Annotated in this window: 6 protein-coding genes and 1 pseudogene; 5 read left to right on the forward strand and 2 right to left on the reverse strand. The window is 60.2% G+C overall.

Going from position 1 to position 13,301, the window contains the following annotated elements:
- Positions 1-120 precede the first annotated feature (120 nt).
- Both rpoB and rpoC read left to right on the forward strand, forming a co-directional pair.
- Positions 121-4,265: pseudogene (rpoB, locus tag ACW4PC_RS03225) on the forward strand (DNA-directed RNA polymerase subunit beta).
- 190 nt (positions 4,266-4,455) lie between these two features.
- Positions 4,456-8,667 carry a DNA-directed RNA polymerase subunit beta' gene (gene rpoC / locus ACW4PC_RS03230; protein WP_455872808.1) on the forward strand — a complete coding sequence of 1,404 codons (4,212 nt, stop codon included), beginning with the start codon at positions 4,456-4,458 and terminating at the stop codon, positions 8,665-8,667.
- Positions 8,668-8,979: 312 nt separating this feature from the next.
- On the opposite strand, the gene ACW4PC_RS03235 is transcribed toward rpoC, so the two are convergent.
- Positions 8,980-9,411 (reverse strand): NUDIX hydrolase, encoded by a 432-nt coding sequence (locus tag ACW4PC_RS03235; RefSeq protein WP_455872942.1) that lies wholly within the window; start codon positions 9,409-9,411, stop codon positions 8,980-8,982.
- 4 nt (positions 9,412-9,415) lie between these two features.
- The gene (locus tag ACW4PC_RS03240; RefSeq protein ID WP_455872809.1) at positions 9,416-9,709 is read right to left on the reverse strand and encodes a transcriptional regulator; all 294 of its coding nucleotides are present in this window, start codon (positions 9,707-9,709) and stop codon (positions 9,416-9,418) included.
- A gap of 501 nt (positions 9,710-10,210) precedes the next feature.
- On the opposite strand from ACW4PC_RS03240, the gene rpsL reads away from it, so the two are divergent.
- The 3 genes from rpsL (at position 10,211) to fusA (ending at position 13,258) form a co-directional block, all read left to right on the forward strand.
- Positions 10,211-10,582, forward strand: coding sequence for a 30S ribosomal protein S12 (rpsL, locus tag ACW4PC_RS03245; RefSeq protein WP_022719193.1), 372 nt, complete (start codon positions 10,211-10,213; stop codon positions 10,580-10,582).
- Positions 10,583-10,658: 76 nt separating this feature from the next.
- Positions 10,659-11,129, forward strand: a complete 471-nt coding sequence (gene rpsG, locus ACW4PC_RS03250) for a 30S ribosomal protein S7 (RefSeq protein WP_022719192.1) — start codon at positions 10,659-10,661, stop codon at positions 11,127-11,129.
- A 29-nt stretch (positions 11,130-11,158) separates the two neighbouring features.
- Positions 11,159-13,258, forward strand: coding sequence for an elongation factor G (gene fusA / locus ACW4PC_RS03255; RefSeq protein WP_455872810.1), 2,100 nt, complete (start codon positions 11,159-11,161; stop codon positions 13,256-13,258).
- The last annotated feature ends 43 nt before the right edge of the window (positions 13,259-13,301 follow it).

Consider the following 13,301-nt stretch of genomic DNA (forward strand, 5'->3'; position numbering starts at 1 on the left):
CAATCCGGCCATGTGGCTTCGGGAAGTGGGACGAGATTGAATTATCCATTGATCGACGGGATCGCCTGGCCAGCGGTTCCCGTCCGTTGCAGGCCCGGATGCAATTTTGAAGGAGCGACGATGGCTCAGACCCTTTCGTTCAACGGTCGTAGGCGCGTACGCAAGTTTTTTGGTAAAATCCCCGAAGTCGCAGAAATGCCGAACCTCATCGAGGTTCAGAAGGCGTCCTACGACCAATTCCTGATGGTAGAAGAGCCCAAGGGCGGCCGCCCTGACGAAGGCCTTCAGGCCGTCTTCAAGTCAGTTTTCCCGATCACGGACTTCTCCGGCGCTTCGATGCTGGAATTCGTGTCCTATGAGTTCGAACCGCCGAAGTTCGACGTCGACGAATGCCGCCAGCGCGACCTGACCTACGCCGCGCCGCTGAAAGTTACCCTCCGTCTCATCGTGTTCGATATCGACGAGGATACCGGCGCGAAGTCGATCAAGGACATCAAGGAACAGTCCGTCTACATGGGCGACATGCCGCTCATGACGAACAACGGCACGTTCATCGTGAACGGCACCGAGCGCGTGATCGTGTCCCAGATGCACCGTTCGCCGGGCGTCTTCTTCGACCACGACAAGGGCAAGAGCCATTCTTCCGGCAAGCTGCTCTTCGCCGCCCGCGTGATCCCGTATCGCGGCTCCTGGCTCGACATCGAGTTCGACGCCAAGGACATCGTCTATGCCCGTATCGACCGCCGCCGCAAGATTCCGGTGTCGTCGCTGCTGATGGCCCTCGGCATGGATGGCGAGGAAATCCTCGACACCTTCTACACGAAGTCGCTCTACAAGCGCGACGGCGAAGGCTGGCGCATTCCCTTCCAGCCCGAGGCGCTGAAGGGCGCCAAGGCGATCACCGAGATGGTCGACGCCGACACCGGCGAAGTCGTGGTCGAAGCGGGCAAGAAGCTGACCCCGCGTCTGCTCCGCCAGCTTTCCGACAAGGGTCTCAAGGCTCTGAAGGCGACGGACGACGATCTCTACGGCAACTACCTCGCAGAAGACATCGTCAACTACTCGACGGGTGAGATCTATCTCGAAGCCGGCGACGAAATCGACGAGAAGACCCTGCCGGTCATCCTCGCCAACGGTTTCGACGAAATCCCGGTTCTCGGCATCGACCACATCAATGTCGGCGCCTACATCCGCAACACGCTCAACGCCGATAAGAACGAGAACCGTCAGGACGCGCTGTTCGACATCTACCGCGTCATGCGTCCGGGTGAACCGCCGACCATGGAATCGGCCGAAGCCATGTTCAACTCGCTGTTCTTCGATGCGGAGCGTTACGACCTGTCTGCCGTCGGCCGCGTGAAGATGAACATGCGTCTCGACCTCGACGTCGAAGACACCGTCCGCGTCCTGCGCAAGGACGACATCCTGGCCGTGGTCAAGATGCTCGTCGAGCTACGCGACGGCAAGGGCGAGATCGACGACATCGACAACCTTGGCAACCGCCGCGTCCGCTCGGTCGGCGAGCTGATGGAAAACCAGTACCGTCTGGGCCTTTTGCGCATGGAGCGCGCGATCAAGGAGCGCATGTCCTCGATCGAAATCGACACGGTCATGCCGCAGGATCTGATCAACGCGAAGCCGGCAGCTGCCGCCGTTCGTGAGTTCTTCGGCTCCTCGCAGCTCTCGCAGTTCATGGACCAGGTCAACCCGCTGTCGGAGATCACCCACAAGCGCCGTCTCTCGGCACTTGGCCCGGGCGGGCTGACCCGCGAGCGCGCCGGCTTCGAAGTCCGCGACGTTCATCCGACCCACTACGGCCGTATTTGCCCGATCGAAACGCCGGAAGGCCCGAACATCGGTCTCATCAACTCGCTGGCGACCTTTGCGCGCGTCAACAAGTACGGCTTCATCGAGAGCCCTTACCGCCGCATCGTCGACGGCAAGGTGACGAACGATGTTCTTTACCTGTCGGCCATGGAAGAGGCGAAGTACTACGTCGCACAGGCCAACGCCGAGCTCGACAAGGACGGTTCCTTCGTCGACGAATTCGTCGTGTGCCGTCACGCTGGCGAAGTCATGCTCGCCCCGCGCGACAGCATGAACCTGATGGACGTCTCGCCGAAGCAGGTCGTGTCGGTTGCAGCCGCTCTTATCCCGTTCCTGGAAAACGACGACGCGAACCGCGCCCTCATGGGCTCGAACATGCAGCGCCAGGCTGTTCCGTTGCTGCGTGCCGAAGCTCCGTTCGTCGGCACCGGCATGGAGCCGGTCGTCGCTCGCGACTCCGGTGCAGCTATCGGCGCCCGCCGCGGTGGCGTCGTTGACCAGGTCGACGCGACGCGTATCGTCATCCGCGCAACGGAAGACCTCGAAGCCGGCAAGTCCGGTGTCGATATCTACCGCCTGCAGAAGTTCCAGCGTTCAAACCAGAACACCTGCGTCAACCAGCGTCCGCTGGTCACCGTCGGTGACGTTGTCAACCGCGGCGACATTCTCGCGGATGGTCCGTCGACCGATCTCGGCGATCTGGCTCTTGGCCGCAACGCGCTCGTCGCGTTCATGCCGTGGAACGGCTACAACTACGAAGATTCGATCCTGCTCTCCGAGCGTATCGTTGCCGACGACGTGTTCACCTCCATCCACATCGAAGAATTCGAAGTGATGGCGCGCGACACGAAGCTTGGTCCGGAAGAAATCACGCGCGATATTCCGAATGTTTCGGAAGAAGCGCTGAAGAATCTCGACGAAGCAGGCATCGTCTACATCGGCGCCGAAGTTCAGCCGGGTGATATCCTTGTCGGCAAGATCACGCCGAAGGGCGAAAGCCCGATGACGCCGGAAGAAAAGCTCCTGCGCGCCATCTTCGGTGAAAAGGCGTCCGACGTCCGCGATACATCGATGCGCATGCCGCCCGGCACCTACGGCACGATCGTCGAAGTGCGCGTCTTCAACCGCCACGGCGTTGAAAAGGACGAGCGCGCAATGGCAATCGAGCGCGAAGAGATCGAGCGTCTTGCCAAGGACCGCGACGACGAGCAGGCGATTCTCGACCGTAACGTCTACGGCCGTCTGATCGAGATGCTCCGCGGCCAGATGTCCATCGCCGGCCCGAAGGGCTTCAAGAAGGGCACCGAGCTTTCGAACGCCGTGGTCTCCGAATATCCCCGCTCGCAGTGGTGGATGTTCGCAGTCGAGGACGAGAAGGTCCAGAGTGAACTCGAAGCACTCCGCGGCCAGTACGACGAATCCAAGTCGCGCCTTGAGCAGCGCTTCATGGACAAGGTCGAGAAGGTCCAGCGCGGCGACGAAATGCCTCCGGGCGTCATGAAGATGGTCAAGGTCTTCGTCGCAGTGAAGCGCAAGATCCAGCCGGGCGACAAGATGGCTGGGCGTCACGGCAACAAGGGTGTTGTGTCGCGCATCGTTCCGGTCGAAGACATGCCGTTCCTCGAAGACGGCACGCATGTCGACGTCGTTCTGAACCCGCTGGGCGTGCCTTCGCGCATGAACGTCGGCCAGATCCTCGAGACGCACCTCGGCTGGGCTTGCGCCGGCATGGGCAAGCAGATCGGTGACCTGATCGAAGCCTACAAGGCGAACGGCAATATCGAGCCGTTGCGCAAGACGATCGGCGACGTTGTCGGCGACGGTCCGAAGGCCGAGCAGGTCAAGGACTTCAACGATGACTCGGTTCTGCGTCTTGCGGACCAGTGGAAGCGCGGCGTTTCGATCGCAACGCCGGTCTTCGACGGCGCCCCATGAGGGCGATGTCAACGACATGCTGCGTCTGGCGGGTCTCAAGGATTCCGGTCAGTCGACGCTTTATGAGCGGCCGTACCGGCGAGCAGTTCGACCGTCAGGTGACCGTGGGCTACATCTACATGCTGAAGCTCAACCACCTGGTCGACGACAAGATCCACGCCCGTTCGATCGGTCCTTACTCGCTCGTGACCCAGCAGCCGCTGGGCGGCAAGGCCCAGTTCGGCGGCCAGCGCTTCGGCGAAATGGAGGTCTGGGCTCTGGAAGCATACGGCGCAGCCTACACGCTACAGGAAATGCTGACGGTGAAGTCGGACGACGTTGCCGGCCGCACCAAGGTCTACGAAGCCATCGTCCGGGGCGACGATACGTTCGAAGCGGGTATTCCCGAAAGCTTCAACGTTCTCGTCAAGGAAATGCGCTCGCTCGGCCTTTCCGTCGAGCTGGAGAACTCGAAGGTCGAGGATCTGCAGCAGGCGGGCCAGTTGCCGGACGCAGCCGAGTAACCACTTGATAGGGTGTGCGCCTTAAGAGGGCGCACACCCGTTCCCGCCATGGCCCCTTAATGTGTCGGCCGGGCAGGGACGTTTCCGCCGCATTGTGCGGTTATTGTCGTTTTGAGCGTTGGCGCGGCTCCCGGGATTTGCCGCCGACCATCGCAAGCTAAGGGCGCTTTCGCCCATGAAGGAGACAGGCATGAACCAAGAGGTCATAAATCTTTTCAATCCGCAGGTGCCTGCACAGAATTTCAACTCCATCCGGATTTCGATTGCCTCTCCGGAGAAGATCCTTTCCTGGTCCTACGGCGAGATCAAGAAGCCGGAAACCATCAACTACCGCACGTTCAAGCCGGAACGCGATGGTCTCTTCTGCGCGCGCATCTTCGGGCCGATCAAGGACTACGAGTGCCTTTGCGGCAAGTACAAGCGCATGAAGTACAAGGGCATCATCTGCGAAAAGTGCGGCGTCGAAGTCACGCTGTCGCGCGTTCGCCGCGAGCGCATGGGCCATATCGAGCTTGCAGCACCCGTTGCCCACATCTGGTTCCTGAAGTCGCTGCCGAGCCGCATTTCCACGCTGCTCGACATGACGCTGAAGGATGTCGAGCGCGTCCTGTATTTCGAAAACTACATCGTCACCGAGCCGGGCCTCACGGCCCTTAAGGAACATCAGCTCCTCTCGGAAGAAGAGTACATGCTCGCCGTCGACGAATATGGCGAAGACCAGTTCACGGCGATGATCGGCGCTGAAGCCATCTACGAGATGCTGGCATCGATGAACCTCGAGAAGATCGCCGGCGATCTGCGTTCCGAGCTTGCCGACACCACGTCGGATCTCAAGCAGAAGAAGCTGATGAAGCGGCTGAAGATCGTCGAGAACTTCGTGGAATCCGGCAACCGTCCGGAATGGATGATCATGAAGGTCGTTCCGGTGATCCCGCCGGATCTGCGTCCGCTGGTTCCGCTCGATGGCGGCCGCTTTGCGACGTCGGACCTCAACGATCTCTATCGTCGCGTCATCAACCGTAACAATCGTCTGAAGCGCCTCATCGAGCTTCGTGCGCCGGGTATCATTATCCGCAACGAAAAGCGCATGTTGCAGGAATCCGTCGATGCGCTGTTCGACAACGGCCGTCGCGGCCGTGTCATCACGGGTGCCAACAAGCGTCCGCTGAAGTCGCTCTCCGACATGCTCAAGGGCAAGCAGGGCCGCTTCCGCCAGAACCTGCTCGGCAAGCGCGTTGACTATTCCGGCCGCTCGGTCATCGTGACCGGTCCGGAGCTGAAGCTGCACCAGTGCGGCCTGCCGAAAAAGATGGCGCTCGAACTCTTCAAGCCGTTCATCTACGCCCGCCTCGACGCCAAGGGTTACTCCTCGACCGTCAAGCAGGCGAAGAAGCTGGTCGAGAAGGAAAAGCCGGAAGTCTGGGATATCCTCGACGAGGTCATCCGCGAGCATCCGGTTCTCTTGAACCGCGCGCCGACGCTGCACCGCCTAGGCATCCAGGCCTTCGAACCCACCCTGGTCGAAGGCAAGGCGATCCAGCTGCATCCGCTCGTTTGCACGGCCTTCAACGCCGACTTCGATGGTGACCAGATGGCCGTCCACGTGCCGCTGTCTCTCGAAGCCCAGCTCGAAGCCCGCGTTCTGATGATGTCGACGAACAACATCCTGCACCCGGCAAACGGAGCTCCGATCATCGTTCCGTCGCAGGACATGGTTCTCGGCCTCTACTACCTCTCGATCATGAACCAGAACGAGCCGGGCGAAGGCATGGCCTTCTCCGACCTCGGCGAACTGCATCATGCTCTCGAAAGCAAGGTCGTCACGCTGCACACCAAGATCCGCGGCCGCTTCAAGTCGATCAGCGAGGACGGCAAGCCGTACTCCAAGATCTATGAAACGACTCCGGGCCGCCTGCTCATCGGCGAATTGCTGCCGAAGAACGGCAAGGTGCCTTTCGACATCTGCAACCAGGAAATGACCAAGAAGAACATCTCCAAGATGATCGACACGGTCTACCGTCATTGCGGCCAGAAGGACACGGTCATTTTCTGCGACCGCATCATGCAGCTCGGTTTCTCGCATGCCTGCCGCGCCGGCATCTCGTTCGGCAAGGACGACATGGTGATCCCGGATACCAAGGTTAAGATCGTCGGCGATACCGAAGCACTCGTGAAGGAATACGAGCAGCAGTATAACGACGGCCTCATCACGCAGGGCGAAAAGTACAACAAGGTCGTCGATGCCTGGGGCAAGGCCACCGAGAAGGTCGCCGAAGAGATGATGGCCCGCATCAAGGCTGTCGAGTTCGACGAAAAGACCGGCCGCCAGAAGCCTATGAACTCGATCTACATGATGAGCCACTCGGGCGCCCGCGGTTCGCCGAACCAGATGCGTCAGCTGGGCGGCATGCGCGGCCTGATGGCTAAGCCCTCGGGCGAAATCATCGAGACGCCGATCATCTCGAACTTCAAGGAAGGCCTGACCGTCAACGAGTACTTCGACTCGACGCACGGCGCCCGTAAGGGTCTGGCAGACACCGCCTTGAAGACGGCAAACTCGGGCTACCTGACCCGCCGTCTCGTCGACGTCGCGCAGGATTGCATCGTCAACTCCGTGGATTGCGGCACCGACAAGGGCCTCACCATGACCGCCATCGTCGATGCCGGTCAGGTCGTTGCCTCGCTCGGCGCACGTATCCTCGGCCGTACGGCACTCGACAACATCGATCACCCGGTCACCGGCGAGCGCATCGTCGATGCCGGCAAGATGATCCTCGAGCCAGATGTCGTCGAGATCGAGAAGGCTGGTATCCAGTCGATCCGCATCCGTTCGGCACTGACCTGCGAAATCCAGACAGGCGTCTGCTCCGTCTGCTACGGCCGCGACCTTGCTCGCGGTACGCCGGTCAACATGGGCGAAGCGGTCGGCGTCATCGCGGCTCAGTCGATCGGCGAGCCAGGCACGCAGCTCACCATGCGTACCTTCCACCTTGGCGGTACGGCCACCGTGGTCGACCAGTCGTTCCTGGAAGCCTCGTATGAAGGAACGGTTCAGATCAAGAACCGCAACCTTCTGCGGAACTCCGAAGGCATCCTCGTTGCCATGGGCCGCAACATGACCGTCCAGATCCTGGACGAGCGTGGCGTTGAGCGCTCCTCGCAGCGCGTTGCCTACGGTTCGAAGCTGTATGTGGACGAGGGCGACAAGGTGAAGCGCGGCCAGCGTCTGGCTGAGTGGGATCCGTACACCCGTCCGATAATGACGGAACTGGCCGGTACCGTTCAGTTCGAAGACGTTGTCGACGGTCTCTCCGTTCTCGAAGCGACCGACGAATCCACGGGTATCACCAAGCGTCAGGTCATCGACTGGCGTTCGACCCCGCGTGGTTCGGACCTCAAGCCGGCAATCGTCATCAAGGACGCAAGCGGCAATGTCGCGAAGCTGTCTCGCGGCGGCGATGCCCGCTTCCTGCTTTCGGTCGACGCGATCCTTTCGGTCGAGCCGGGCCAGAAGGTCTCCCAGGGTGACGTGCTTGCACGTTCGCCGCTGGAAAGCGCCAAGACCAAGGACATCACCGGCGGTCTGCCGCGCGTTGCCGAACTCTTCGAAGCCCGCCGCCCGAAGGATCATGCCATCATCGCTGAGATCGATGGTACGATCCGCCTCGGCCGCGACTACAAGAACAAGCGCCGCGTCATCATCGAGCCGGCGGAAGACGGTGTCGAGCCTGTCGAGTACCTGATCCCGAAGGGCAAGCCCTTCCACCTTCAGGAAGGCGACTATATCGAAAAGGGCGACTACATCCTCGACGGCAACCCGGCACCGCACGACATCCTGGCGATCAAGGGCGTAGAGGCTCTGGCTTCCTACCTCGTCAACGAAATCCAGGAAGTCTACCGCTTGCAGGGCGTTGTCATCAACGACAAGCACATCGAAGTGATTGTCCGTCAGATGCTGCAGAAGGTGGAAATCACCGATGCGGGCAACTCGACTTATATCGTAGGCGACAACGTCGACCGTATCGAGCTCGAGGACGTCAACGACGGCCTGATCGAGCAGGGCAAGAAGCCTGCCTATGGCGAGCCGGTTCTTCTGGGCATCACCAAGGCGTCGCTGCAGACCCCGTCCTTCATCTCCGCCGCTTCCTTCCAGGAAACGACGAAGGTGCTGACGGAAGCTGCGATCGCCGGCAAGACCGACGGTCTGCAGGGTCTCAAGGAAAACGTCATCGTCGGACGCCTCATCCCGGCCGGTACCGGCGGCACCATGACGGCGATCCGCCGCATCGCGACGTCGCGCGATGAGATGATCCTCGAAGAGCGCCGCAAGGGCACGGGCGCGGATGCCGCAACCCCGATGCTCCAGGACATGGCCGGCGAAAACGCTTCAGCTGCCGAATAACCGGCAGCCCGGCCTCAGAATTGAAAAACCGCCCGGAGCGATCCGGGCGGTTTTTTTTGATTTCGCGGCGGCGGGAGGCCGAAAACAGTTCTCCATTTTTCTTGATAACTACTACGGTCTAGCCTCCATCACATGGCTCGGAACCGCATGCGGCTTTCCGATGACGGGAAAAGACACCTGGCATCGCTCGATGCCGCTTTGGCCCGCGGGATGACCACCTCGAAGCCGGCTGCAACCGGCGTGACGTTTTTGCCGAGCTGAAAGACCGTATAATCGTTTCGTCGAAGATGCATATTGTGACAGCGCGATTGGTTAGGGAAGCAGGATGAGGCAATTCTGCATTCCGTAACCGAGCCTGGCCTTTGCTTCTGCGATATCAATCCAGAAAAAGCGCAACAGGATCGGCCCGCCGCCGTCGAATGGTGTCATCTCGTGATGAAGCCAGGTGTCGGGGTAGGGCCCTCCAATATCGGCATGATAGTAATGCCGCCGGTGGCAGATGGCGGCGCCGTTCTTGATGAAGCGGTAGTCATCGATTGCAAGCGGACGAAGAGTGTGGCTCAGCGCAAGACCTGTCTCTTCGGCGAATTCGCGGGTTGCCGCTTGCTGAGGGTCTTCGCCGCGTTCGACCGTCCCGCCCGGAACCTGCAGTTCGATCTCCGGAAAATCCGCCTCGTCGAAAACCAGGAGCCGGCCGCGCCAGGTCGCGTAGATCAGCACCTTTTGCGCATCCGGCCCCGCCATGTCTTCAGTTGAAGCGGATGATCGCGACTTCGCCTTCGAGCGCGCCTTGGTACGCCGAGGCATGCGGTTCTTCTGCGGGAACGTCGGTCAGCATGCCGATCTGGTCGAGGTCGGCTTCGATGAAGCCCTCTTCGGCAAGGGCGCTCAGCGCCTCGCGCACCGCGCTGTCGTCATCGGCGGCCTTCAGCATCACGTGCAGGTCGACGCCCTCGGCGCCATCGGACTCGTAGCCCTTGCCGATGATGATGAAGACCATCGGGCCTACGGAATTATTGTCGTTGTCGGGCTTCTCGATCATTCATCGGTCCTTTGGATATCTGGCGATTCGAAACTCGAATCCGTTTTTGACAGGCGCGCGGCCTGCGATCGCTGAATTCCTTATCCGTTTTTGCAGCGATGCCCAAGTTCAACTTGGCATGCGGTGTCCGTTGCCTCTAAAAGCCTTCAAAGAGCGCACGGAGCCCGGGTTTCAAGGCGATCCGCCGAAGATTATTTCTTAACCGGCCTTGACGAACCAGCGGGAAACCAGTAGTACCCGCGCCATCGGAACCCATGTGAGGCATGGCTGTCCGGGGCGTCTCGTCCTGGAGTTCTCCTCAAACAAGGTTCGAAACGCACGTTGAAGTTATGATGCCTGCACGCATGACGCATGTCTTTTTGCGTCCTCTGCCTTCAGTGGTCCATCTGCGCAAGCGGATCGGGCCACATTTTGCGCATTGACGACAGCCGTGTGATCTTGCCGGAGACGGCGCGAGTTACGCCCGCAAGGGTTTGAGAGATAAACGTAAGGGATGGTTGAATGCCTACCGTAAACCAGCTGATCCGCAAGCCTCGCCAGGCAAGTGTAAAGCGTAACAAGGTTCCTGCTCTGCAGGAAAACCCGCAGAAGCGCGGCGTTTGCACCCGCGTCTACACCACGACGCCGAAGAAGCCGAACTCGGCTCTGCGTAAGGTTGCCAAGATCCGCCTCACCAACGGCTTCGAAGTCATTGGTTACATTCCCGGCGAAGGTCACAACCTTCAGGAACACTCCGTGGTCATGATCCGTGGCGGCCGCGTGAAGGACCTTCCGGGTGTCCGTTACCACATCATCCGCGGCGTTCTCGATACCCAGGGTGTCAAGAACCGCAAGCAGCGCCGTTCGAAGTACGGTGCGAAGCGTCCGAAGTAATTCGGTTTTGGTTTTCCGGCGCTGCGCGAGGTTCTCCGCGTGGTAAAGCGCCTTAACAGTTGAAGAGACGAGAAGTATGTCCCGACGTCACAGAGCAGAAAAGCGCGAGATCAACCCGGACCCGAAGTTCGGCGATCTGGTTGTCACGAAGTTCATGAATGCCATCATGCTCGACGGCAAGAAGTCCGTTGCTGAAAACATCGTATACGGCGCATTCGACGTCGTGCAGGGCAAGTCGAAGCAGGAGCCGATTGCGGTTTTCCACGCTGCGCTCGATAACATCGCCCCGCACGTCGAAGTCCGCTCGCGCCGCGTCGGTGGTGCGACCTACCAGGTCCCGGTCGACGTCCGTCCGGAGCGCCGTCAGGCCCTCGCCATTCGCTGGCTGATCGCTGCTGCCCGCAAGCGCAACGAAACGACCATGGTTGACCGCCTCTCGGGCGAGCTTCTCGATGCATCCAACAACCGCGGCAGTGCCGTCAAGAAGCGCGAAGACACGCACAAGATGGCCGATGCCAACCGTGCGTTCTCGCACTATCGCTGGTAATTCCGAACGGTATCGAAAGGCAGTCCACAATGGCTCGCGAATATAAAATCGAAGACTACCGCAATTTCGGTATCATGGCGCACATCGACGCCGGCAAGACCACGACCACCGAACGTATTCTTTATTACACCGGTAAGTCGCACAAGATCGGCGAAGTCCACGACGGCGCAGCCACCATGGACTGGATGGAGCAGGAACAGGAGCGTGGCATCACGATCACCTCCGCTGCGACCACGACCTTCTGGAAGGGCCGTGACGGCAAGATGCGCCGCTTCAACATCATTGACACTCCCGGCCACGTCGACTTCACCATCGAAGTCGAGCGTTCGCTGCGCGTTCTCGACGGCGCCATCGCACTTCTCGATGCCAACGCCGGTGTCGAGCCGCAGACTGAAACCGTCTGGCGCCAGGCCGAGAAGTATCACGTTCCGCGCATGATCTTCTGCAACAAGATGGACAAGACCGGTGCGGACTTCTACCGCTCCGTCGAGATGATCAAGACCCGTCTCGGCGCGACGGCTGTCGTCATGCAGCTGCCGATCGGCGCAGAAACCGAGTTCAAGGGCGTTGTCGACCTGATCGAGATGAACGCTCTCATCTGGCGCGACGAATCTCTCGGCGCACAGTGGGACGTCGTCGAAATCCCGGAAGACATGAAGGCCAAGGCTGAAGAATATCGCGAAAAGCTGATCGAGACGGTTGTCGAGATCGACGAAGCCGCAATGGAAGCCTACCTCGAAGGCAACATGCCGGACAACGATCAGATCCGCGCGCTCGTTCGCCGCGGCACCATCGACGTCAAGTTCCATCCGATGTTCTGTGGTACTGCCTTCAAGAACAAGGGCGTTCAGCCGCTGCTCGACGCAGTCGTTGATTACCTGCCGTCGCCGCTCGACATTCCGGCGATCAAGGGTATCGACGTGAAGACGGAAGCTGAAATCGAGCGTCACCCCGATGACGCCGAGCCGCTCTCCATGCTCGCCTTCAAGATCATGAACGACCCCTTCGTCGGTTCGCTCACCTTCGCCCGCATCTATTCCGGCAAGCTCGAGAAGGGCGCGTCGGTCATGAACACGGTCAAGGACAAGCGCGAGCGCGTCGGCCGCATGCTGCAGATGCACTCCAACTCGCGTGAAGACATCGAAGAGGCCTTCGCCGGCGACATCGTTGCTCTCGCAGGCCTCAAGGAAACCACCACTGGCGATACGCTGTGTGATCCGCTGAAGCCGGTCATCCTCGAGCGCATGGAATTCCCCGAGCCGGTCATCCAGATCGCCATCGAGCCGAAGACCAAGGGCGACCAGGAAAAGATGGGCCTCGCGCTCAACCGCCTGGCTGCCGAAGACCCGTCCTTCCGCGTGAAGACGGACCAGGAATCGGGCCAGACGATCATCGCCGGCATGGGTGAACTTCACCTCGACATCATCGTTGACCGCATGCGCCGCGAGTTCAAGGTTGAAGCAACCGTCGGTGCGCCGCAGGTTGCCTACCGCGAAACCATCACGAAGACGCACGAAGAAGACTACACGCACAAGAAGCAGTCCGGTGGTACCGGCCAGTTCGCGCGTGTCAAGATCATCTTCGAACCGAACCCGGAAGGCGACGACTTCAAGTTCGAGTCCAAGATCGTCGGCGGTGCTGTTCCGAAGGAATACATCCCGGGCGTTCAGAAGGGCATCGAAAGCGTTCTGACCTCCGGTCCGCTCGCAGGCTTCCCGATGCTCGGCGTCAAGGCGACGCTGATCGACGGTGCCTTCCACGATGTCAACTCGTCGGTCCTGGCGTTCGAAATCGCCTCCCGCGCTTGCTTCCGTGAGGCAGCAAAGAAGGCTGGCGCCCAGCTGCTCGAGCCGATGATGAAGGTCGAAGTCGTGACGCCGGAAGACTATGTCGGCGACGTCATCGGCGACCTGAACTCGCGCCGTGGTCAGATCCAGGGCCAGGAGAGCCGCGGCATCGCCGTCGTCATCAATGCGAACGTTCCGCTGGCGAACATGTTCAAGTACGTCGACAACCTGCGCTCCATGTCGCAGGGCCGCGCTCAGTACACGATGACCTTCGATCACTACGCGCCGGTCCCGTCGAACGTCGCAACTGAAATCCAGGCAAAGTATTCCGGTCAGAAGTGACCGGAATACCAATTGACCGATAACAAGAATTAGATCCCTTCGG

It is taken from the genome of Rhizobium yanglingense (genome assembly GCF_977109285.1).

Coding starts and splice junctions, on each gene's coding strand:
- rpsL (WP_022719193.1), top strand. CDS start 10,211: ATGCCTACCGTAAACCAGCTGATCCGCAAGCCTCGCCAGGCAAGTGTA.
- rpoC (WP_455872808.1), top strand. CDS start 4,456: ATGAACCAAGAGGTCATAAATCTTTTCAATCCGCAGGTGCCTGCACAG.
- ACW4PC_RS03240 (WP_455872809.1), bottom strand. CDS start 9,709: ATGATCGAGAAGCCCGACAACGACAATAATTCCGTAGGCCCGATGGTC.
- ACW4PC_RS03235 (WP_455872942.1), bottom strand. CDS start 9,411: ATGGCGGGGCCGGATGCGCAAAAGGTGCTGATCTACGCGACCTGGCGC.
- rpsG (WP_022719192.1), top strand. CDS start 10,659: ATGTCCCGACGTCACAGAGCAGAAAAGCGCGAGATCAACCCGGACCCG.
- fusA (WP_455872810.1), top strand. CDS start 11,159: ATGGCTCGCGAATATAAAATCGAAGACTACCGCAATTTCGGTATCATG.